This window comes from Rhodococcus sp. NPDC004095, from assembly GCF_053604015.1.
This window is the reverse complement of the sequence record NZ_JBSGGS010000002.1, coordinates 353,082-374,670: the sequence shown is the minus strand read 5'-3', so window position 1 is coordinate 374,670 and position 21,589 is coordinate 353,082. Positions and strand designations below refer to the sequence as shown.

Annotated in this window: 18 protein-coding genes; 6 read left to right on the top strand and 12 right to left on the bottom strand. The window is 69.3% G+C overall.

All coding sequences use genetic code 11. The annotated features are described in order from the left end of the window. Positions 1–31: 31 nt before the first annotated feature. The 5 genes from ACWEPG_RS04790 to ACWEPG_RS04770 all read right to left on the bottom strand — a co-directional run bounded on the left by ACWEPG_RS04790 (position 32) and on the right by ACWEPG_RS04770 (position 5,629). Complete coding sequence (locus tag ACWEPG_RS04790; RefSeq protein WP_450116379.1) at positions 32–427, bottom strand: DUF5313 family protein; 396 nt, start codon at positions 425–427, stop codon at positions 32–34. Positions 428–430: 3 nt separating this feature from the next. Next, on the bottom strand, positions 431–2,173 hold the full coding sequence (locus tag ACWEPG_RS04785; RefSeq protein ID WP_450116378.1) for a SulP family inorganic anion transporter: 1,743 nt from the start codon (positions 2,171–2,173) through the stop codon (positions 431–433). Positions 2,174–2,357: 184 nt separating this feature from the next. Next, positions 2,358–4,229, bottom strand: coding sequence for a phosphoenolpyruvate carboxykinase (GTP) (locus tag ACWEPG_RS04780; RefSeq protein WP_450116387.1), 1,872 nt, complete (start codon positions 4,227–4,229; stop codon positions 2,358–2,360). An 86-nt stretch (positions 4,230–4,315) separates the two neighbouring features. Continuing rightward, the gene (locus ACWEPG_RS04775; RefSeq protein ID WP_450116377.1) at positions 4,316–5,179 is read right to left on the bottom strand and encodes a hypothetical protein; all 864 of its coding nucleotides are present in this window, start codon (positions 5,177–5,179) and stop codon (positions 4,316–4,318) included. Between the two features lie 84 nt (positions 5,180–5,263). Beyond that, positions 5,264–5,629 carry an ArsR/SmtB family transcription factor gene (locus ACWEPG_RS04770; RefSeq protein ID WP_450116376.1) on the bottom strand — a complete coding sequence of 122 codons (366 nt, stop codon included), beginning with the start codon at positions 5,627–5,629 and terminating at the stop codon, positions 5,264–5,266. Positions 5,630–5,924: 295 nt separating this feature from the next. Between ACWEPG_RS04770 and ACWEPG_RS04765 the strand changes: the two genes are divergently transcribed. Further along, the gene (locus tag ACWEPG_RS04765; protein ID WP_450116375.1) at positions 5,925–7,088 is read left to right on the top strand and encodes a steroid 3-ketoacyl-CoA thiolase; all 1,164 of its coding nucleotides are present in this window, start codon (positions 5,925–5,927) and stop codon (positions 7,086–7,088) included. 214 nt (positions 7,089–7,302) lie between these two features. After that, positions 7,303–7,653, top strand: a complete 351-nt coding sequence (locus ACWEPG_RS04760) for a zinc ribbon domain-containing protein YjdM (protein WP_450116374.1) — start codon at positions 7,303–7,305, stop codon at positions 7,651–7,653. A 119-nt stretch (positions 7,654–7,772) separates the two neighbouring features. Here the strand turns inward: ACWEPG_RS04760 and ACWEPG_RS04755 are convergent, their stop codons facing one another. Next, positions 7,773–8,561, bottom strand: coding sequence for an SDR family NAD(P)-dependent oxidoreductase (locus tag ACWEPG_RS04755; protein WP_452593988.1), 789 nt, complete (start codon positions 8,559–8,561; stop codon positions 7,773–7,775). Next, a complete protein-coding gene (locus tag ACWEPG_RS04750) occupies positions 8,558–9,883 on the bottom strand; it encodes a flavin-containing monooxygenase (protein ID WP_452593987.1) in 1,326 nt (441 codons plus the stop codon). The genes ACWEPG_RS04755 and ACWEPG_RS04750 overlap by 4 nt, the downstream gene beginning before the upstream one ends. 125 nt (positions 9,884–10,008) lie before the next feature. Here ACWEPG_RS04750 and ACWEPG_RS04745 point away from each other — a divergent pair, with 125 nt between their 5' ends. Beyond that, a complete protein-coding gene (locus ACWEPG_RS04745) occupies positions 10,009–12,294 on the top strand; it encodes a TIM-barrel domain-containing protein (RefSeq protein ID WP_452593986.1) in 2,286 nt (761 codons plus the stop codon). 39 nt (positions 12,295–12,333) lie between these two features. Here the strand turns inward: ACWEPG_RS04745 and ACWEPG_RS04740 are convergent, their stop codons facing one another. After that, the gene (locus tag ACWEPG_RS04740) at positions 12,334–15,651 is read right to left on the bottom strand and encodes a protein kinase domain-containing protein (RefSeq protein WP_452593985.1); all 3,318 of its coding nucleotides are present in this window, start codon (positions 15,649–15,651) and stop codon (positions 12,334–12,336) included. A 219-nt stretch (positions 15,652–15,870) separates the two neighbouring features. On the opposite strand from ACWEPG_RS04740, the gene ACWEPG_RS04735 reads away from it, so the two are divergent. Together ACWEPG_RS04735 and ACWEPG_RS04730 are read left to right on the top strand one after the other, a co-directional pair. Beyond that, complete coding sequence (locus ACWEPG_RS04735) at positions 15,871–16,227, top strand: YciI family protein (protein ID WP_450135381.1); 357 nt, start codon at positions 15,871–15,873, stop codon at positions 16,225–16,227. 109 nt (positions 16,228–16,336) lie between these two features. Then, complete coding sequence (locus ACWEPG_RS04730; protein WP_450116368.1) at positions 16,337–17,572, top strand: RNA polymerase sigma factor; 1,236 nt, start codon at positions 16,337–16,339, stop codon at positions 17,570–17,572. On the opposite strand, the gene ACWEPG_RS04725 is transcribed toward ACWEPG_RS04730, so the two are convergent. The 4 genes from ACWEPG_RS04725 to ACWEPG_RS04710 are packed head-to-tail and all read right to left on the bottom strand — an operon-like array spanning position 17,558 to position 21,058. Further along, on the bottom strand, positions 17,558–18,301 hold the full coding sequence (locus tag ACWEPG_RS04725) for a cobalt-precorrin-6A reductase (protein ID WP_452593984.1): 744 nt from the start codon (positions 18,299–18,301) through the stop codon (positions 17,558–17,560). The two genes, ACWEPG_RS04730 and ACWEPG_RS04725, sit on opposite strands and share 15 nt — an antisense overlap. Further along, positions 18,301–19,050: a precorrin-4 C(11)-methyltransferase gene (gene cobM, locus ACWEPG_RS04720; RefSeq protein ID WP_452593983.1), complete on the bottom strand. Its 750-nt coding sequence runs from the start codon at positions 19,048–19,050 to the stop codon at positions 18,301–18,303. Before cobM ends, ACWEPG_RS04725 begins: the two co-directional genes overlap by 1 nt. Beyond that, positions 19,047–20,321: a precorrin-6y C5,15-methyltransferase (decarboxylating) subunit CbiE gene (gene cbiE / locus ACWEPG_RS04715; RefSeq protein WP_452593982.1), complete on the bottom strand. Its 1,275-nt coding sequence runs from the start codon at positions 20,319–20,321 to the stop codon at positions 19,047–19,049. The genes cobM and cbiE overlap by 4 nt, the downstream gene beginning before the upstream one ends. Continuing rightward, entirely contained in the window at positions 20,321–21,058 is a 738-nt protein-coding gene (locus ACWEPG_RS04710) for an SDR family NAD(P)-dependent oxidoreductase (RefSeq protein ID WP_450116365.1), read from the bottom strand. The genes cbiE and ACWEPG_RS04710 overlap by 1 nt, the downstream gene beginning before the upstream one ends. A gap of 45 nt (positions 21,059–21,103) precedes the next feature. On the opposite strand from ACWEPG_RS04710, the gene ACWEPG_RS04705 reads away from it, so the two are divergent. Further along, entirely contained in the window at positions 21,104–21,517 is a 414-nt protein-coding gene (locus ACWEPG_RS04705; RefSeq protein ID WP_452593981.1) for a pyridoxamine 5'-phosphate oxidase family protein, read from the top strand. Positions 21,518–21,589: the final 72 nt, after the last annotated feature.

The following is a 21,589-nucleotide window of genomic DNA, read 5'->3' as shown; positions in this document are numbered from 1 at the left end:
CTTGTCATCGTGGGTGGCGGGCGGCCGTCGGCTAGGGGGCAGATCGGTATCGGGTCTCGTATCCCTCGCGTTCCTTGTCGAGCCGCTGCTGCTTGTGCTTGGCGAGGAGCTGCGGATCGAGGCCGTGGCTGACGAGGCGGTGACGCAGGTAGATGTTCTTCAGCGCGAACAGGAAGTAGACGAACGGGAGGAACAGCAGAAGGACCATGCCGATTCGGATCACCCACGGACCGGGGATCAGCATCAGGGCCGCGAGAACGGGCACGAGGGGGACGACGCAGCGGATCACGTAGCGGTGGGTTGAGCCGGGCCCCGTGACGTCGTGGACGACCCAGTCGTGGAGGTGTGGCGGCAGGGTGCGGCCGGTGAGGTAACCGAGATACTGGCGCATCGTCGGTGTGTCGGTGGTGGATTGGATTCCTGGCATCGGTCAGTCCTCTGTACTGGTGGAGGCGTAGTGGCTGTCGGGAAGGACGAGCATCCGCGCATAGCTGATGGCGCGTGGCGTCGTGTCGAAGATGTGCCGGTCCTCGCTGTCTGTGGTGGTGAACACGCCGAGGGCTTCAAGTGGGCGCACATGTTCTGGCCTGATGCCCGAGATCAACACGGTTATGTGACGGTGTTCGAGTTTGGTGATGGCATCCTTGAGGACCATGGCGCCCGTGGCGTCGAGGGCTGTCACCCGCGACATGCGCAGGATCACGACCTTCACCTCCGAGACCTCCGCAAGTTCGAGGAGGAATCGGTGGGCCGCTCCGAAGAACAACGCGCCGTCGATGCGGTAGGCGACGATGTGCTCGCGCAGAAGTTCGTGTTCCTCGGCCAGGTGCTCGTCCTGCTCCAGTGGCACCTGCTCGATCCGCGCTGCCTTGGCGACCGCCCGCAATGCGAGGATCGCGGCGAATCCGACGCCCACGGCGACTGCGGTGACCAGATCGAAAACGACGGTGACGAGGAACGTTGCGATCATCACGATGGTGTCGGCGCGAGTGGCTCGGGCGATGGCGAGGATCGAGGCAGTTTCGACCATCCGGACGGTGGTGGCCAGGAGCACCCCGGCGAGGGCGGCGAGAGGGATGTCGGCGACGAGACTTGCGGCCAGGTACACGATCGCGGCAAGGATGAGTGCGTGGGTCAGGGCCGCGAGCCGGGTGCGGGCGCCGGAGCGGACGTTGACCGCGGTCCGGGCGATCGCGCCGGTTGCCGGGACGCCTCCGAACAGCGGTGCGGCGATGTTCGCCAGGCCCTGCCCGAGCAGCTCCCGGTCGGGGTTGTGGCGCGTGCCGACTCCCATCGAATCGGCGGCGGTCGCCGACAAGAGCGACTCGAGTGCCGCGAGTGCTGCCACGGCGAGGGCCGGCGCAAGCAGCGAGGCGAGATTTCCCAGGTGTAGAAAGCTCAGAGTCGGCGCGGAGAAGCCGGACGGAATGGCGCCGATGCGCGCGATGTCCAAACCGAACAGCTGCGCGACGACTGTCGCGACTGCGATCGCGAAGAGGGAGAACGGGACCCTCGGGAAGTAGCGTCCGCCGATGAGAATCGCCACGGCGACCACCAGCGCGATCGACGGCGCCAAGATCGACGGATCCGCCACGAACTTGCGCACGGCATCGAACGCAGACTGCCACACCTTCTCGCCCTCGGCACCGGTGATTCCCAGGGCGGCCGGCACCTGCTGGAGAGCGATGACGATGGCGATACCCGCGGTGAATCCTTCGATGACGGGGGCGGGCATGTATCGGACGGCTCGGCCTACGCCCGCAAACGCCAACCCGACCAGAACCACCCCCGCGATCAACCCGACCGCAAGCACGCCCTCCGGACCGTACTCGGCCACGATCGGCACCAGGACCACTGTCATCGCCCCGGTTGGGCCGGACACCTGGAAGCGGGAACCTCCGAACACTGCCGCGACCGCTCCGGCGATGACCGCTGTCGTCAGACCCGCGGCTGCGCCGAGGCCGGAGCTGACACCGAAGCCCAACGCCAATGGCAGCGCGACCAGCGCCACGATGAGGCCGGAGAGCAGATCGGCGCCGGGTGTGCGGACCGCGGGTTTCCACTCGCTCCACCTGGGGAGGAGTTCGGCGACCGTCCGAACAGCGCCGGGGACGCGGCCACCGGCAGGGCTGGTCGCGTTCGCGGGCCCGTTCGGGTTTCCAAGTTCAGACATGTGCAGCTTCCTCGGTATGCCGAGAGTCTCGCCATCTCGCTAGTTACGAATGTTGGCAATCCACAAAAATGGAAGGTTGGACGATGCGGGTGACACCGTTCAGCCCACTGTCGGGGACAAATGTTGCGGTGCGCGGAGGAGTGCGATCTCGGTGCCCGAGTCCAGCACCCCTGTGCGCCGGATGTCAGGCTTCGCGGCGACGGGTGCGGCCCCGGACGCGACGGAAGTCGGCATCTCGTGTGGTGGCCGGTTTGCCGGGATACAGATCGGCGAGGGCGGGAGCACTGAGCCGGAGCCTGAGGGCGCCGAGCTCCTCGCGCAGGACATCGGGCAGGGTATTGCCGCCGATGGCGGCGTACCACTCGTCGATCAGCTGAGTCTCGGCGAGCCACTCGTCGACGTCGACCTTCAAGGCGGCGGCAATCTTGGTGTGGTCGAGCTGCAGGCCCGTCAAGTCGAGTGCGTCCACCGCTGGCACGTATCCGATCGGCGTCGACTCCGCCACCCCCTGACCTTCGATCCGCTCGAGTGCCCACTTCACGATCCGGACGTTCTCTCCGAACCCCGGCCACAGGAACTCGTCGTCGTCACCGCGCCGGAACCAGTTGACGTAGAAGATCTTCGGCAATCTCGCCGGATCCGCCTTCGCCCCGATGTCCAGCCAGTGCCCGAAGTAGTCGCCGACGTGATAGCCGAGGAATGGCAGCATCGCCATCGGGTCGCGGCGCACCACACCGACCTTGCCGGCCGCCGCCGCGGTGGTCTCCGAGGACAGTGTGGAGGCGAGGAACACTCCGTGTTGCCAGCTCAGCGACTCGGTGATCAGTGGAACGGTCGTGGCCCGGCGGCCCCCGAAGAAGATCGCCGAGATCGGCACGCCGGCAGAGTCGTTCCATTCCGGGGCCACGGTGGGGCACTGCGCGATCGGGGTGCAGTACCGAGAGTTCGGGTGCGCCGCACGCTCGCCCGAGTTCGGGGTCCAGTCCCGGCGCAGCCAATCGGTCAGGTGGGCGGGCGGCTGATCTGTCATCCCCTCCCACCAGACGTCGCCGTCGTGGGTGAGCGCGACATTGGTGAAGATCGAGTTGCCCCGCTCGATGGTGGCCATCGCGTGCGGGTTCGTGTGGGCGCCGGTGCCGGGGGCTACGCCGAAGAACCCCGCCTCGGGGTTGACCGCGTACAGTCGCCCGTCCTCACCGAAGCGCATCCAGGCGATGTCGTCGCCGAGCGTTTCGGCGGTCCACCCGTCGAGTGTGGGCTCGAGCATCGCGAGGTTCGTCTTCCCGCACGAGGATGGGAACGCCGCGGCGATGTAGTGCACCTCCTGTTCGGGGGAGGTGAGTTTGAGGATGAGCATGTGCTCGGCGAGCCAGCCCTCGTCCTTGGCCATCTTCGAGGCGATGCGCAGGGAGTAGCACTTCTTGCCGAGCAGTGCGTTGCCGCCGTAGCCGGAGCCGTAGCTCCAGATCATCCGCTCCTCGGGGAAGTGGGAGATGTACTTGGTGTGATCGCACGGCCACGTGGAATCCGCCTCGCCCGGACGGAGCGGGGCGCCGACCGAGTGCAGGCATTTGGCGAATTCGGCTCCGGCAGTGAGCTTGTCCCATACCTTGGCCCCGGATCGGGTCATGATCTGCATCGAGACGGCCACGTACTCGGAGTCGGTGACCTGAACACCGAACTTCGGTTCTGCTGCGTCCAGCGGGCCCATACAGAAGGCGATGACGTACATCGTGCGACCGGACATCGCGCCGCGGTAGTGCTCGGTCATGACCGTCTTCATGTCGACGGGGTCCATCCAGTTGTTCGTCGGCCCTGCGTCGGCCTCGAGTCTGGAGCAGATGAAGGTTCGGTCCTCCACCCGGGCCACGTCCTCCGGATCGGACCCACACCAGAAGGAGTTCGGCTTGCCCTCGAGTCGGACGAACGTACCCTTGTCGACCAGTTGCGTCGTCAGGCGGTCCCATTCGTCGGCGGATCCGTCGCACCACACCACGGCGTCGGGGCTCGTGAGGTCGGCGACGTCGACGACCCAGGACACGATCTCCTCGTGCATTGTCGGGGCGGCCCCGATACCGGTTGCGGGTGTGGTCACGGGTGTTCTCCTCACGGATACCTGCGGACGTGGCGTGTCATGTGTGGCTATTGGTTGGTGGACAAGGCGATGGCGCGGCCGACGTGCCGGGCTATGGCCGGGGTGACGAGGCCGTCGTCCGACGACGGCAGTGTCTGTCCCGGGGGTGTGGTCAACGCCAGGGCTCGCGCGCACGCGGCGAGGATCTCAGCGGTCACCTTCGTCGTGTCGTGCCCACACAGAGCGCTCATCAGGCCCGGCACGACCAACCGTCCCAGCGCGAAGCGGTCGGTCGGCCAGGCCACGGTGCGGCCGGGCGCGTCGGTGTCGGTCGCGGTGCCGGCGAGATCGATCAGGACATCGTGGCGCTGCATCAATCGCCGCAGGGGGAACGCATGTGCGTCAACTCTGCTCCAGTTGATCACCTCGCCGATTCCGGACTTCAACAGGACCGGACCGAGGAGGGGTGCGCGTTCGGGGCCGTTGATCACGACGCGTCCCGAACGGGGTGCGGCACCGCCGCGACGAAGAAGGGAAATCGTGGTTGCCACCAGTGCGGCGGTCAGCACATCGAGTTCGGTGACGATCACGGGTCCGCCACGAGCATCCACGTCGTCTGCGATCCGGGAGGACTCCCCCGCCCCGATGCCGGTCACGAACGCAACCGACACACGCGGTGATGCCGAGGCGATCCGCGCTGCGACAAGCCGGGAGTCCCCGGTGGCCATGGGAAGCCGCAGCACCCGAATCGGGGTGCGGCGGCGAATCAGATCCGCGTACATCTCCATCACCATCCAGGGCGAGCGTTGCGGCTCGGCCGGAGAACGGTCGCGACGGGATGCGCCGACAGTCACAACGGCGGCAGTGATCCCCTCGAGCTGAACACCCGTGCCGCCGGCGGGTCCGCGCGTGTCGTCGTCTTCGTCAGTCACCCTCGTCGTCCATTCATGCAAGATGCATATTTAAGAAAGTCTGCAATCAGTGGGTATGAGTAAACCCGGCCGGCGCCCGTTCGGTCAGCCTGCGGCCTCTCCTACCAGCACTGCCGACTCCGCTTGTTCTTCGAGCAGCTCGGCCTGCCCCGCGACGACGCCCGTGAGAATCCCCTTGGCGATCGCCAGCAGATCCGCGACCTTCGGCGAGGTCAGCGTATAGGACACCGACAGACCTTCCCGCCTGGCCGTGACCAGCCCGGCGCGACGCAGGATCGACAGCTGCTGAGACAGGTTCGCCGGTTCGATCCCCACCTCGGGCAGCATCTCCGAGACGGCGTGATCACGCTCGCTCAGCAACTCGAGGACCCGGATGCGTGCCGGGTGCCCCAGCGTCTTGAAGAAGTCCGCCTTCATCTGATACAGCGGTTGGCGCGCGCTCGTGGCCATTGCGCCTCCTGTCGTCTCCGTTGCGGGAGTGGTCGTCTTCGCTCGTAGCGACGTGGTCATGCACCCTCGCTTTCGCGGGATCATCCCACACGGAAGGCGCCACTTGCGAATTTTAGCAATTTGCTAGTCTCTGCGCTGCCAGCTTCCCCCGGTCGCACGTCTCGCGCCCTGCGGTACCCGTGTTCGTGTTTCAGTTTCAGTCGAGCAAAATTCGAAAATGGTTGGTGTGTCGACTTTTTCATGCTTCGCTGATATTAAGAACCTGTTCTAACCAAAACAGTGGAGGTTGTTGACCATGGGCACACCAGTGATCGTCGAGGCAGTGCGTACCCCCATCGGCAAGCGCGGCGGCTGGCTGTCTGGCCTGCACTCGGCCGAGATTCTCGGTACCGCACAGAAGGGCATCGTTGACCGCGCGGGCATCGATCCGCTGCTGGTCGAACAGGTCATCGGCGGATGTGTCACCCAAGCCGGCGCCCAGTCCAACAACGTCACCCGCACCGCGTGGCTCGCAGCCGGGCTCCCGTGGCAGACCGGCGCCACCACGATCGACTGCCAGTGCGGCTCCGCACAGCAGGCCAACCACCTCATCGCCGGCCTCATCGCGACCGGTGCGATCGACATCGGCATCGCGTGCGGTGTCGAGTCCATGAGCCAGGTCCCGCTCGGCGCCAACGTCGGAACCGACGCAGGCCCGCGCCGCCCGGCATCGTGGGACATCGACATGCCCAACCAGTTCGAGGCCGCCGAGCGCATTGCACGCCGCCGCGGCATCATCCGCGCCGACATCGAGACCCTCGGTGTCCGCTCGCAGGCCCTCGCGAAGCAGGCGTGGGAGGAAGGCCGCTTCAACCGCGAGATCGTCCCGGTCACCGCGCCGGTCATCGGTGACGACAAGCAGCCGACGTCGGAGATGAACGTCGTCAGCCGCGACCAGGGCCTGCGCGACACCACCGCCGAGTCTCTCGCCAAGCTCACGCCGGTCCTCGAGGGCGGTATCCACACCGCGGGCACGTCATCGCAGATCTCCGACGGGGCCGCCGCCGTCCTGCTCATGGACTCCGACCGCGCCCGCTCACTCGGGCTGACGCCCCGCGCCCGCATCGTCAGCCAGGCCCTCGTCGGCGCCGAACCCGAGTACCACCTGGACGGCCCCGTCCAAGCCACGTCCCGGGTGCTCGAGAAGGCCGGCATGAAGATCGGCGACCTGGACCTGTTCGAGGTCAACGAGGCATTTGCCTCCGTAGCGCTGTCGTGGGCGCAGGTGCACGGGCCGCACATGGACAAAGTGAACGTCAACGGCGGCGCGATCGCACTCGGACATCCCGTGGGCAGTTCAGGGTCCCGATTGATCACCACCGCCCTGCACGAGCTCGAGCGTCGCGACGGCTCGACCGCGCTGATCACGATGTGCAACGGCGGCGCGCTGGCCACCGGCACCATCATCGAGCGGATCTGACCGTCTCGGTGTCGGCCATCGGACCCATCCGCCGAAGGCCGGCACCGTTTCGTCGCGGAGTGCCCCTCGCATGTGGGGCCGTCGAAAATGAGACCGCAGAGGCGAGTCGGTTCACCTGAGAGGCGCCGACTCCGCGGCATCGGTGTTCCGCAGCAGCCTGAGCCCAGGACGACAGGTGATGGACTCGTTCACCGTCTCGAATACGATGCCTCGAATGGACCAGCCACTTCCCCCGTGCCCCCAGTGCTCGTGTGTGTACACCTACGAGATGGGCGCATTGATGGTGTGTCCGGAATGCGCGCATGAATGGGAACCAATCTCCGAGCCAACGACCTATGCGGACGGTCCGGTGATCAAGGACGCCGTCGGCAATGTCCTCGCTGATGGAGACACGGTCACTGTCATCAAGAGCCTCAAGGTGAAGGGCAGCCCCACAGGAATCAAGACCGGGACGAAGGTGCGTAATATTCGCCTCGTCGCCGGTGTCGGTGACCACGACATCGATTGCAAGGTTGACGGCATCGGCCCCATGCAACTGAAGTCGAGCGTCGTCAAGAAGGTCTGAGGCGCGGCAGTGGAAGCACTGTGCCGACTCTGATCGTATGGCGGCGCAAGGTGAGTCATCTCGACCCTCCGGACCGCCGGACAGGGCTGATCGACCCGGGACCTCGGACCGGCCGCCGATCAGAGTCGGTGGCGGGTCCGGTACCGGTCGAGATTGCGCCCGGCCAGCCGGCCGATCCACGGCAGGGCCCGCAGGGTGGCACCGGGAATCAGCATGCCCGCCTTGACCATCCAGCCGTCCGAGCGAGGGAGGTTGACCTCGACCCGGGGACGGGCGACGAGGGCGAGCACCCGGTCGGCGACGGCCTGCGGCGCGAGCGGAGCGCCGAGGAAGTTCAGCGGCGATCCCCCGGTTGCGGCCTCGTGCCGCAGCATCGGGGTGTCGACCGACCCCGGGTTGACGATGCTGACGCGCACCCCGGTTTCCGGGTGACGGGCAGCGAGCGAGAGCAGGAAGCCGCGCAGCCCGAACTTCGACGCGCTGTAACCGGGACTTTCCGCGAGCGGCAGCATCCCGCCGATCGAGGCAACCGCGATCACGTGACCGCCCCGGTCCTGCAGCCTCGGGTACAGCGCCCGGGTGAGCTGGATCGGGGCGAGCAGGTTCACCCCGAGTTCACGATCGACCTCTGCCGCCGTCACCCGCTCGAAGGGTGTGGTGACAACGATTCCCGCAACGTGCACGAGCAGGTCACAGGTGTCGATCGACGCGGTCAACGCCTCCAGCTGTGCGGGGTCGGCCAGATCGCACGGGTGCGGCCGGATCCGTCCCGGAGCCGAGTCCGCGAGCGCGTTCGCGCGGGCGGCGTCGACATCGACTGCGGTGACGTCGAAGTCGCGCGCGGCGAGTCCCCGGCAGATTGCCGACCCGATGGCTCCGGCCGCCCCGGTGACCAGTGCGCGCTTCACACCGTGACCTTGACGCGGTCGAACATCCCCGGCGTCAGGTCCGCCCAGCCGAGCTCGGCCCGAACCCGGGTCAGGTGGTCACGGAACGCGTGCGAGTCGACGTACGCGCTGTGCCGGTCGGTGCCGATGAACGAGATCCCGCCGCTCAGGTCCGGCCGGTCGGTGGCGATCCTGCGGTCGAAGGCCGCCGCCCGGGCCGGGTTGTGCTGCTGGTCGTGCAGGTAGTGGGCGAGCAGATTGGTCACCTGGTCGAACAGCGTGTACGCGCTCGAGTTGGTCTCCAGGTATCCGACGCCGAACAGGGTGGGCCGCTTCGGGTTGAAGGCCGTGAGATACAGCCGAGGTCGGCCCGCCGCCCAGTCGAAGCAGTCCTGCGGGACGTACGGGATCGCCCAGTCGTAGCCCGTCGCATACAGGACGAGGTCCGCTTCCCGGTGCGATCCGTCGCTGAACTCGACCCGGGGGCCGTCGAATCGCGCGATGTCCGGAACGATCTCGACGTCGCCGTGCTGAAGATGGTGCACCAGTTGGCTGTTGAGCAGCGGGTGCGACTCGAGCAGTTTGTGGTCGGGTCGCGGCAGGCCGAGACGGGTCAGGTCGCCTTGCAGCAGTCGGAGCAGTCCGGTCAGCAGCGGCCGTTCGAGCATCAGCGGCAGCTTCGGGCCACGTTCGGCGAACACGTCGGTCGGCGTGCCGAAGATGTGCTTGGGAATCACGTGGTAGCCGCGGCGCACGCTGACGTGGGTGCGGGCGGCCGCCGCGGCGGCGTCACAGGCGATGTCGGCGCCGGAGTTGCCCAGGCCGACGATCACCACCCGTTTGCCGCGGAACTCGTCGAGGCCGCGGTAGGTGACCGCGTGCCGCACCTCGCCGTCGAAACTGCCCGGGTGCTCCGGGATCCGGGGCTGCCAGGTCACCCCGGTCGCGCACACCACCGCCCGGTAGCGCCGCACCTCACCCGTCGACAGCCGCACGGACCACCCGTCGCCGGCGGGGATCACCTCGTCCACCCCGGTGTCGAACCGGATCGCGTCGTACAGGCCGTACGCGCGGGCGAAGCTACGCGTGTAGTCGAGGATCTGCCGGTTCCCGGGGTAGTCCGGGAACGAGTCCGGCATCGGGAAGTCGAAGAACCCCGATACCGTGCGGGACGAGATGAAGTGCGCGGACTCGTACATCGGCGTGCCGGGATTGTCGATGTCCCAGATCCCGCCGACGTCGCTGTGCCGTTCGAACTGGTCGTACTCGACACCCAGACGCCGCAGTGCCCGCGCGGCCGACAATCCGGCCGGCCCGGCACCGACGATGCACACTCGATCCATATCCAGTCCCCTTCTCCTCGCCGCACATTCAACCCGCCCGGTCCCTCGATGTCCGGGAATCGCCTCCTCCTGACCTGCTCGGCGGTACCGTGTCGCCGGTCAGGCCACGCGAAAAGGGGTGGACGATGGTCGAACTGAGTCGGCGTCGCTTTCTCGTGGTCGCCGCGGCCGGGATCGGTGCAGGCGCACTGGGAGCGGGGCCTGCAGGCGCCGCCCCCGCGGAGGGGGTGGTGGCCGACGGGCAGGCCCGGTTCCAGGTGCTCAGCCCGACACTGATCCGGCTCGAGTACGCCGACGACGGCCGGTTCGAGGATCGTCCGACGATGCTCGCGTACCGGCGAGACACTCCCGCGCCCAGCTTCTCCCGGGAGACGTCCGGTGACGACCTGGTGCTCCGTACCGGGCGCGTCACCGTGACATACCGGCGCGGCAGCGGTCCGTTCGGACCCGACAACCTGCGAATCACGGTGCGACGCGGCGACTCCGACGTGCTCGCGTCCCCGGCATGGCAGTCCCCCATTGCGACCCCGAGCCCGGCGGGCGCCGGGATGGCCGGCTACCTCGGGCTCGCGTCGGCCGAACCCGGAACCCCCGGCAACCTCGGGGGCTGGCTGCGCAGCCTGGACAGCCGCTCTGGACCCGTCCCGCTGCACGACGGACTGCTCTCCCGCGCCGGCTGGACGTTCCTCGACGACTCGCACAGCGTCCTGCTCGGCGAGGACGGCGCCACCCGCTCGCCCCGCCCCGCCCGCACCGGCGCCTACCAGGACGGCTACCTGTTCGGGTACGGCACCGAGCTGACCGCCGCGTTCGCCGACTACCGATTGCTGTCCGGTGCCGCGCCGCTGCCCCCGCGAAAGGCGCTGGGCGTCTGGTTCTCCCGCTACCACCCGTACAGTGAGCAGGCGTACCGCGACGAGCTGCTGCCCGCGTTCCGGGCCGAACGGGTACCGCTGGACGTGCTGATGGTCGACACCGACTTCAAGGCCCCGCACCGGTGGAACGGCTGGGAGTGGCGAACCGACCTGTTCCCGGATCCGCGTCGGTTCTTCCGCTGGGCGCACGACGAGGGGCTCGCGGTGGGCCTGAACGTGCATCCGTCCATCGCCCGCGGCGACGCCCGGTTCGCCGAAACCGACGCCGCGGGCGGCGGACTGGCCCCGGTGGTGATGCCGAATCTGATCAGCATCCAGTCCGACCCCGGCGGCGTGATCGATGTGCACCACGGCTTCGACTTCGCCGATCCGCGGCAACTCGACGCGTACATGGACCTGCACACCGCGTTCGAGGAGGACGGCGCCGACTTCTGGTGGCTGGACTGGTGTTGCGAGGGGTCGACGGCGGGTCCACCGGACGGCTCGATGTCGGGAGACGCGTGGATCAACTCGCAGTACACCCGCCGGACCCGTGCCCGCGGCAGCAGGTGGCCGACACTGTCGCGCGTCGGCGGCTCCTGGCAGGACTGGGCCGGGGACCGGCCCGGACCGTGGGGCGAGCACCGATCGACGATCCACTTCACCGGTGACGCGCGCTCGACGTGGGAGATGCTCGACTTCCAGACCCGTTTCACCGTCGCCGAGGGCAATGCCGGACTGCCCTACGTCTCGCACGACATCGGTGGATTCCAGGGCGCCCTGGACGACGAGTTGTACACCCGGTGGATCCAGTCCGGCACGTTCGGGCCGATCCTGCGCCTGCACTCCTCCAACAACGGCGACGCGCGGCGCCTGCCCTGGGAGTTCGGAGGCAAGGCCCGCACCGTCGCCGCGGATTTCCTGCGGCTGCGCGGCGAGCTCGTCCCGTACCTGTACACCCTCGCCCGCGAGACCCACGACAGCGGACTGCCCCTCGCCCGCGGCATGTACCTGCAGTGGCCGGATCACGAGGACGCGTACGTCCACGACCGGCAGTACACCCTCGGGTCCGACCTGCTGGTCGCGCCGGTGGCGACGCCCGGCGACCCGGCCACCCGGACCGTCTGGTTCCCGCCGGGTGACTGGATCGACTTCTTCACCGGCGAGCGGCGCAGCGGACCCGGTGTCGAGCCGGTGACCGTCCCGCTCGAGCGGGCGCCGGTGTACGCCAGGGCCGGGTCGATCGTGATCCGTCGCCCGTACCAGGACTCCGACGACCAGCGACCGCTCGATCATCTCGTCGTGTCGGTGTTCCCCGGGGCGGACGCACGGTTCACGCTCTACGAGGACGCCGGCGCCGGACTGGACTACGGCGACGGTGCGTTCGCCCGGACCACGATCCGGTGGGACGAGAACTCCAGGATGCTGAGCGTCGAGCCCGTGGTCGGCGGCTTCCCCGGGCTACCCGCCCGCCGCACCCTCGAGGTGCGGGTCGGCGATCGCGCGCCCGTCAGGGTCGAATCCGCGACCGACCGGCAGTGCGACGTCCAGGTCTGAGTCCGGAACGATGTGGGAGCAGGTGGCCGCTCGCACGCGTCAGGGTTCATCGTCTTTCTGCTCGGCGACCCAGGCGGCGATCTGAGCCCGCGATGTGAAACCGAGTTTGATCAGGATGTGCTCGACGTGGCCCTCGACGGTCCGCCGCGAGATCACCAGTTGGGCGGCGATCGCCTTGTTGGTCAGACCCTTTGCCACCAGGCCGGCAACCTGCCGTTCGCGTTTCGTCAGGGTCGCCTCGGTGTCCGCGTTGGTCGACGCGGCCGCGGACGGCTCTCGGAGTGCGTAGGCAACCGCGTCGGCGAAACTCAGAGCCCGGCCCTTGCGGTGGGCTGTCTCGAACGCCCGCTCCCCGATCGCGCCGCGGATCTGACGCTCGCACTGCTCGTGGTGGACGAGCAGGTGCAGGTACAGGAGGGTGGAGGTGCCCACGGCTCGGCGCAGCGACTCGGCTGCTCCGAGCAGGGTCGCGGCCCGCTGCGCGTCGCGCCCGTCGCCCTCGATCCACGCCAGTGCCTCCAGACCCGCGGAGGCGATGAGAGGGTCGTCCACCAGCCTGGTCAGTCGCAGGACCTGTTCCATCAGCCGAACGGCGCGGGTGCCATCACCCTGCCTCCACGCCGCGACACCCGTGGCCCACAGCGAATACGACCGATACACCGATTCGTGACGCGATTTCGTCATCTCGAGCACCCGCTCGTGGCAGGCCGCGGCCCGCGTGGCGTCACCCTGCAGTTCCAGAGTCCATCCGAGCGATTGCAGGACCGCAATCCCCACCCGGGACACCTCGTCCTGGGCGTCGAACCACTCGAGGGCCTCGCTCAGCCGGGTGTGCGCGCGGGAAAGATCACCGCCGTACAGCGCGAGCATTCCGGCGCCGGCAGCGACCAGGGCGTCGCTCGCGGGGTCGGGCGTCTGCTCGGTCAGCGCCTGCCCCTCCTCGACGAGGGCGATCCCCGCGGGCAGGTCGCCCTGCATTCCGGCGAGCAGAGCGTCGGCGTAGAGCGCTCTGATGCGTTCCGCGGCCGGTGGGAGGGGTCGGCGGGCCAGTGCGCGGTCGAGCCAGTGCCGTCCTTCGCTGAGCCGACCGCGCGACACCCAGAAGGGGAACAGGCCGACGGCGATCCGGAGCCCCGCGACGCCCTCGCCGTCACCCGAGTCGGTCAAGGCGAACTCCATCGCCTCACGCAGGTTCGGCTGTTCCCGGTCCAGGCGCTCGATCCACTCCAACTGTCGGGGCCCGATCCAGCCGGCCTCCGCATCCAGCGTCATCCTCTGATACCAATCGCGATGCCGGCTGCGCAGGGCCTCGTGCTCGCCGTCCTGCTCCGCCTTCTCCCAACCGTAGGCGCGCAGAGTCTCGAGAATCCGGTAGCGCACCGTGTCGCCGGTCTCCTCGCGCGTCATGATCGACTTGTCGACCAGCGCTGCGACGGTGTCCATCAGGTCCTCCCGATCCAGGTCTCCCCCGCAGATGTCCTGCGCCGCATCCAGTTCGAAGCTACCGGCGAACACCGACAAGCCCGCCCACAACCGCTGTTCCCGCGGGGTGCACAGCTCCCAACTCCAGTCGATCGACAGCCGCAATGTCTGCTGGCGTGGCGGCACGGTGCGCGGGCCGCGGGTCAGCAGCGAGTACCGGTCGGCCAGCCGCTCCAGGACCTGCTCGGGCGACATCGCCCGTAGTCGCGCCGCCGCCAGCTCGATCGCCAGAGGCAGGCCGTCGAGGTGACGGCAGATCTCGGCCACCGTGGCTCGGTTGTCCTCGGTGAGCTCGAATCCCGGCACCGTCGTGGCGGCCCGTTCCGCGAACAGGGTCACCGCGTCGTACCGTGGCGCGCTCCGCACGGATGGAGGTGCGTCCGTGTCGGGAACCGCCAGCGGTGGGACCGGCAGTACCGTTTCCCCGCCGATGTTCAACGGCTCGCGGCTCGTGGTCAGGATCCGAAGCTCCGGGCAGCGGCGAAGCAACGTACCGGCCAGCGCGGCGACCGCGTCGACGACCTGCTCGCAGTTGTCCAGTACCAGCAGCAGGTGCCGGGGGGTGAGGAACTCCACCACCACGTCCTCGAACGTCCGCGCGGACGGATTCCGCACTCCAAGGGCGGCGGCCACCACGTCCACGAGCAACGAACCGTCGCGCAACTCGCCCAGCTCGACCAGGCACACCCCGTCCCGAAACCCGCGCCGCATGTCCGCTGCCGCGTGGAACGCGAGTCGCGTTTTCCCCACCCCGCCGATCCCGGTCAACGTCACCAGACGCGACACGGACAGGCTCTCCTTGACCTCTGTCAGTTCCCGGCGGCGACCGACGAAACTGGAGAGTTCGAGCGGCAACTCCCCTGTGGTACTCGGCACGGCCGGTACGGCGACGGTGCGTCGTCGAACCGACGAGTTCAAGCCACGGACCGACGGCGGACGAGGCGGCGCTCCTTCTCGTCGTCGGCCGACCGAGTCGGGCAACAGGGCCATGTCATCGGCGGTGAGGTCGTTGGCGAGCTGGACCCGGCGCAGCTCGTCCCCGAGATCCGCTGCGGTGGCGGGTCGCTCGTCCGGATCGGCGGACATCGCCCGTTCGACGACCGCGCTCACGTCGTCGCCGACACCCCGTTCACGCAGATCCGGGACGGGCTCGGTGGTGATCCGCAGGAACTGTGCCACCACCTGCTCGCCGGCCCGGCGTTCGAAAGCGGCGTGCCCGGTGAGGGCGCTGAACAGGGTTGCGCCGAGACCGTAGATGTCCGAGGCGGCGCTCGGCGGGTTCCCCCTGAGCACCTCGGGGGCCGTGAACGCCGGCGATCCGGTGACGGTGCCGGTCCTGGTCTCGAATCCGCCGGAGATGTGGGCGATGCCGAAGTCGGTGAGCGCCGGCTCTCCGTACTCGGTGAACAGGATGTTCGCGGGTTTGACATCGCGGTGGACGACACCCAGACGGTGTGCCGTCTCGAGGGCGCCGGCCATCTTCACGCCGAGGCGAAGCGCCTCGGCGAGTGCGAGTGGGCCGTCGCGGCGGATCCGGGCTTCGAGCGAATCGCGCGGGTGGTACTGCATCACGATGTAGGGCCGACCACTGGCGGTTGCGCCGGCCTGCAGGACGCCGACGATGTTCGGGTGTCCCGTCAGGCAGCCCATCGCCCGCTGCTCGCGGACGAACCGTGTTCGGGCCTCTTCGTCGAGGTCGGCGGTGAGGACCTTCACGGCCACGTTGCGTTCCAGCGAGGACTGCACGCAGCGGTAGACCACGCCGAATCCGCCGCGCCCGATTTCGCGTGCCTCGTCGAATCCGGCGGCGCTCAACTCCGCCGCGACGGAAGGAACCACGGCACGCTGCGTCTCGAGCGGATCACGGTCGGCCATCTCGCTGCGCCGCCCTGACTGCTCCGAACTCCGCACCGGGCCGGCACGACCCGTGCACATGCACCATGCGCTCACCTCGGAAGGACTGGCATCCAGGATATGCCGCCGTGGTGAGGACCTCTGGAAAAGAAATTCCGGAAGCTGTCGATTCCGGGCCTCGCCGATCGACTCACAGGTAGCGGCGGGGAACGGCCCCGCCGAGCAACCCGAGGAGTCACCATGCCCCGCTACCTGTCGCTCATCCGGGTCGACGAGCGCACCGCCCCCGCCGACGGCCCCAGCCCGGAATTGATGGAACGCATGGGCGCCCTGCTCGAGGAGGTCACCAAGGCCGGCGTCATGCTCGACACGCAGGGCCTGACCCCCAGCTCGGAGGGCACGCGGATCACGTGGTCGGGAGGCGAGCTCAGCTACACCGACGGCCCCTTCACCGAGAGCAAGGAGGTGGTCGGCGGCTACGCGATCATGCAGTGCAAGGACAAGGCCGAGGCCCTCGAGTGGTCGCGGCGGTTCCTGCGGGTCCACGAGGACTACTGGACCGTCACCCTCGAACTGCGCCAGATCGCCGAGGAGTGACCGTCGCCCGAATTCCGAACGGCCTTGATCTCGAACAACCTTGATTTCGAACAACAGGGCCGCCGGACTCGCCTTGACCGGGCCCCACGGGTTTGCTGTCATCGGACCCGTGGGGTCGCAGTCGGTCGACGAGGCGATCGAGACGGTATTCCGGATCGAGTCGCCGCGGATCATCGCGGCCGCGGCCCGGATCGTGCGGGACGTGGGGACCGCGGAGGAACTGGCCCAGGACGCGCTGGTCGCTGCCCTCGAACAGTGGCCACAGACCGGGATTCCGGACCGGCCGGGCCCGTGGCTGATCGCCACCGCCCGGAATCGGGCGGTCGACCTGGTGCGCAGGCAGCAGAACTACACACGCAAGCTCGCCGAGATCGGCCGCGGTCTCGATGTGGCAGCGGCCCCCGACCTGCCACCGGACCCGGACGAGATCGACGACGACCTGCTGCGGCTGATCTTCGTTGCCTGCCATCCGGTGCTGTCCACCCCGGCGCGGATCGCGTTGACGCTGCGCCTGGTGGGCGGCCTGACCACCTCCGAGATCGCCCGCGCGACGCTGGCGTCGGAATCGACGGTCGCACAGCGCATCGTGCGCGCCAAACGGACCCTCGCCGCCCGGCAGGTGCCGTTCGAGGTTCCCACCGGACCGGACCGGGCCGCCCGATTGTCGTCGGTCCTCGAGGTGGTCTACCTGGTGTTCAACGAGGGCTACTCCGCGACAACCGGTGACGACCTGCTCCGCCCCGGACTGTGCGAGGACGCCCTGCGCCTGGCGCGGGTCCTGGCCGCGCTGATGCCCCGCGAACCCGAAACGCACGGCCTGCTGGCACTGCTGAGCCTGCAGGCCTCCCGGACCGCCGCGCGAGTGGACGCAGACGGGGCGCCGGTGCTGCTCGCGGACCAGGATCGGGCCCGCTGGAACCGGCTCCTGATCCGGCTCGGCATGGAGGCCCTGCTGCGCGCCGGCACCGGCCCGTACTCGCTCCAGGCGGCGATCGCCGCCTGCCATGCGCGGGCCGCCACGTACCAGGACACCGACTGGGCCACCATCGCGGCGCTCTACGAACGCCTGTACACGCTGACCCCGTCGCCGGTCGTGGCACTGAACCGTGCCGTCGCGGTGTCCCGGGCCGACGGCCCGGAGGCCGCACTGGTTCTCGTCGACGCCCTCGCCGACGATCCGATGCTGCGCGACTACCACCTGCTGCCGAGTGTCCGCGGCGACCTGCTCGCCCAGCTGGGCCGCGGCGGTGATGCTCGCACCGAGTTCACCCGGGCCGCGGCGCTGACCCAGAACCTCCGCGAGCGGGACCTGCTGTTGCAACGCGCCGAGTCAGTCGGCGACTGACTCGAGTGCCCACGCGGCCGCCGCCGCGACGTCGGACGTCACCGGCACCCAGGAGGGAAGCGGGGGCCGCGACACCATCAGCACCGCGACCCCCAGCTCACGGGCGGCGGTCAGCTTCGCCTCGGTAAGCGCGCCCCCGCTGTTCTTGGTCACCAGAACATCGATCCGGTTGTCGCGCAGCAGTTCCCGCTCTGCGTCGAGCCCGAACGGGCCGCGGTCGAGCAGCAGCGTCGTGGCCGTGGGTGCCGGCCCCTCCGGGGGATCGATGGCGCGGACGAGGAACCAGGCGTCCGACCCGGCGAACGCGTCGACGCCCTGCCGGCCGATGGTGAGGAAGACGCGACGGCCGAGTGCGGGAAGCGCGGCGGCCGCGGCGGCGAGCGAGTCGACCTGTGTCCAGTTGTCCTCCGGTGCCGGTGTCCATGCGGGGCGGCGCAGGATCAGCAGCGGCACACCCGCGGAGGCGGCCGCGGTCGCGGCATTGGCGGTGATCCGGGAAGCGAACGGGTGTGTCGCGTCGACGATCGCGTCGATCCTGTTCGCGCGCAGGTACTCCCGAAGGCCGTCGACGCCGCCGAAACCGCCGACGCGGACCTCGCCGTCGGGCAGACGCGGATTCCGCACCCGGCCGGCCAGCGAGGATTCGACCGCGATCCCCGGTTCGCTCACCAGCGCGGCGGCCAGCGCACGCCCTTCGGACGTGCCCCCGAGGATCAGGACGCGTCGCATCAATGGGTGACGCGGGCGCGGCTCGCCGAGTACAGGTAGCTGTCCGGGAACCCGGCCGCACCGAGCACACGCCCGACGATGATCACCGCGGTCTTCGTCACACCGGCCTCGTGCACCTGCGCCGCGATCGAGTCCACGGTGCCGCGCAGCACGATCTCGTTCGGACGGCTGGCGAACGCCACCACCGCCACCGGGCAGTCGCCGCCGTAGGGGACGCGCAGTTCGTCGACGACCTGATCGATGCGGTGCGCGGCCAGGTGGATCACCAGCGTCGCGCCGCTCGCGCCGAGCGTGGCCAGGTCCTCCCCCTCCGGCATCGCCGTCGACAGGGTCGAGACGCGGGTCAGGACGATGGACTGGGACACCCCGGGGACCGTCAGTTCACGGCCGAGGGTGGCCGCGGCGGCCGCGAATGCCGGGACGCCCGGCACGATCTCGTAGTCCACCCCAGCGGCCTCGAGCCTGCGGACCTGCTCGGCGACCGCGCTGTAGATCGACGGATCGCCGGAGTGCAGCCGCGCGACGTCCTTGCCCTCGCGGTGCGCGGAGACGAGCAGTTCGGTGATCCGATCCAGGCTCAACCGCGCCGTGTCGACGATCTCGGCGCCGTCCGGGCACAGGTCGAGCAGCTCGGCCGGCACCAGGCTGCCCGCGTACAGGCACACCGGGCTCTGCTCGATGATCCGCGCGCCGCGCAGGGTGATCAGGTCGGCGGCGCCGGGGCCGGCGCCGATGAAACGGACGGTCACGAAAGCTCCTCTGGTGACTGGATCGGGGTCGCGCACGGGGGCGTCTTCGCGGCGATCCACTGGGCGACCGGCAGCTGAGGGCGCCACGCGGTGAAACCGCCGAGTGCGCTGCCGCGGTAGATCTGGAACTTGCGCAGCCTGCCGCCGTACTCGGCGTGCCAGGCCAGCAGGAGGGCTTCCGATTCGGCGGTGACGGCGTTGACGACGATCCTCCCGCCGACCGGCAACGCCGCCCAGCAGGTCTCGAACACACCGGGCGCGGTCACGCCGCCACCGAGGAAGATCGCGTCCGGGATCGGCGCGCCGGTCAGAGACTCCGGTGCGGCGCCGCGGACGCCGAGCCCGGGGACACCGAGCCGGGAGGCGTTCGCGGCGATCCGGTCGCGGCGGCGGTCGTCACGCTCGAACCCGATCGCCCGACAGGTCGGGTCGGTGCGCATCCACTCGATGGCGATGCTGCCCGAGCCGCCGCCGACGTCCCACAGCAGTTCCCCCGGTTCGGGGGCCAGTGCGGCGAGGGTCAGGGTGCGGACCTCCTGCTTGGTCAGCTGGCCGTCCGACTCGAACGCGTCGTCCGGCAGGCCGGGCAGGCGCGTGTGCCGCACCGCGCCCGCGGTGCGCAGACAGTGCAGGGCCAGCAGGTTCAGGGCGTCCCCGGGGGCGCGGTCCCAGCCGGCGGCGGTGCCGGACACCACCGTCTCGGCCGGGCCGCCGAGCTGTTCGAGGACGGTGATCGCGGTGTCCCCGAAACCGTTGTCGCGCAGCAATTCCGCGACCGTCTCGGGGGTGTGCGCATCGCGACTCAGCACCAGCAGCCGTCGCCCGTGGGCGAGGTCGGGGATCAGCGACTCGGGCGGCGCCGTCACCAGCGACACCACCGCCGTCTCGTGGAGTGCCCAGCCCAGGCGTGCACAGGCCAACGACGCCGACGACGGATGCGCGAGCACCCGAACCCGATCCGCCCCGAGCAGCCGGACCAGGGTGACTCCGATGCCGTGGAACATCGGGTCGCCGCTCGCCAGGACGCAGATGCGCCGACCGTCGTGTTCACCGAACAGGCCCGGCAACGCCGGCACCAGCGGCGACGGCCACGGCACCCGGAGCCGGTTCGAGTCACCGGGTACGAGGTCGAGTTGACGCGCGGACCCCATCAGCACCTCGGCGTCCTCGATCGCGCGCCGAGAGTTCGGAGACAGGCCGTCCCAGCCGTCGGCACCGATCCCGACGACACTGACCGGAGCGCCCGTCAGCACATTTGTGTGATGTCCCATCAACGCGGCATCCGGCGCCAGATCGCCTGCGGCAGCAGCCGCATTACGAAGAACACGAACTGGAGCCGACCGGGGACCGCCACCCGCTCGCGGCCCTTCCCGAGCGCCGCGACCACCGCGTCCGCGACCTGACCCGGAGTGCTCGACATCGGCGCCGGGCTCATCCCCTCGGTCATCCGGCCGATCACGAACCCGGGCCGGACCAGCAGCAGCGAGACCCCGCTGCCGTGCAGGGCGTCACCGAGGCCGCTCGCGAACCCGTCCAGGCCGGCCTTCGCGGACCCGTACACGTAGTTCGCACGCCGCACCCGGACCCCGGCCACCGATGAGAACACCACGATCCGGCCCGACCCCTGCGCGCGCAGCAGCTGCGCCAGGTGCGTCAGCACCGACACCTGCGCGACGTAGTCGGTGTGGATGACGTTCACCGCGTGCTGGGCGTCCGTCTCGGCGCGCGCCTGGTCGCCGAGGACACCGAACGCGAGCACCACGGTGTCGATCGGGCCCAGCTCGACGATCTCGGAGAGCACACGGGCGTGATCGGAGACCTTGTCGGCGTCGAACTCGACGGTGTGCACTGCGGTCGCGCCCGCGGCCTGCAGGGCCCGCCGCTCGGCGTCCAGATCGCCGCTGCGCCGTGCCGCGAGGACAACCGGGCGTCCGGATGCGAGTCGCGTCGCGACCTCGAGACCTATCTCGCTGCGCCCACCGAGAACGACCACCGATCCGACACTCATGCATCCAGTGTGCCGGGCCGTAGCGCTGTGTCCTAACGTCGGGGTATGGCCCGTGCCCCCTTCGATCCCGCCGACCTGACCGCCGAGGCGCTCGCGTTCCTCACCGATCGGCACCTGGCGTCGCTGACGACCCTGCGCCGGGACGGCACCCCGCACGTGGTCGCGGTCGGGTTCACCTGGGATCCGGAGCGACTCCTGGCCCGGGTGATCACGAACGCCGGATCGCAGAAGGCACTCAATGCCGAGCGTGGCGGGTACGGAGCGGTCACGCAGATCGACGGACCCCGCTGGTTGACCCTGGAGGGCACCACCCGGGTCAGTTCGGACCCGGACGACGTCGCGGAGGCCGTCGCCCGCTACACGCGCCGGTACCGACCGCCGCGCGAGAACCCGACCCGGGTGGTCATCGAGATCAACGTCCGGCGTGCGTTGGGGGTGGCCGGGCTCCTCGGCCGCTGAGCCTCAGGCCCTCGACGGCGCCCCGGAACCGCGCCTAGTGTTGTACGGATTACGGGGGCACCCGAGCCGAGG

Coding starts and splice junctions, on each gene's coding strand:
- ACWEPG_RS04790 (WP_450116379.1), bottom strand. CDS start 427: ATGCCAGGAATCCAATCCACCACCGACACACCGACGATGCGCCAGTAT.
- ACWEPG_RS04760 (WP_450116374.1), top strand. CDS start 7,303: ATGGACCAGCCACTTCCCCCGTGCCCCCAGTGCTCGTGTGTGTACACC.
- ACWEPG_RS04780 (WP_450116387.1), bottom strand. CDS start 4,229: ATGCACGAGGAGATCGTGTCCTGGGTCGTCGACGTCGCCGACCTCACG.
- ACWEPG_RS04705 (WP_452593981.1), top strand. CDS start 21,104: ATGGCCCGTGCCCCCTTCGATCCCGCCGACCTGACCGCCGAGGCGCTC.
- ACWEPG_RS04735 (WP_450135381.1), top strand. CDS start 15,871: ATGCCCCGCTACCTGTCGCTCATCCGGGTCGACGAGCGCACCGCCCCC.
- ACWEPG_RS04740 (WP_452593985.1), bottom strand. CDS start 15,651: ATGGCCGACCGTGATCCGCTCGAGACGCAGCGTGCCGTGGTTCCTTCC.
- ACWEPG_RS04745 (WP_452593986.1), top strand. CDS start 10,009: ATGGTCGAACTGAGTCGGCGTCGCTTTCTCGTGGTCGCCGCGGCCGGG.
- ACWEPG_RS04785 (WP_450116378.1), bottom strand. CDS start 2,173: ATGTCTGAACTTGGAAACCCGAACGGGCCCGCGAACGCGACCAGCCCT.
- ACWEPG_RS04750 (WP_452593987.1), bottom strand. CDS start 9,883: ATGGATCGAGTGTGCATCGTCGGTGCCGGGCCGGCCGGATTGTCGGCC.
- ACWEPG_RS04710 (WP_450116365.1), bottom strand. CDS start 21,058: ATGAGTGTCGGATCGGTGGTCGTTCTCGGTGGGCGCAGCGAGATAGGT.
- ACWEPG_RS04770 (WP_450116376.1), bottom strand. CDS start 5,629: ATGGCCACGAGCGCGCGCCAACCGCTGTATCAGATGAAGGCGGACTTC.
- cbiE (WP_452593982.1), bottom strand. CDS start 20,321: ATGGGACATCACACAAATGTGCTGACGGGCGCTCCGGTCAGTGTCGTC.
- ACWEPG_RS04725 (WP_452593984.1), bottom strand. CDS start 18,301: ATGCGACGCGTCCTGATCCTCGGGGGCACGTCCGAAGGGCGTGCGCTG.
- ACWEPG_RS04765 (WP_450116375.1), top strand. CDS start 5,925: ATGGGCACACCAGTGATCGTCGAGGCAGTGCGTACCCCCATCGGCAAG.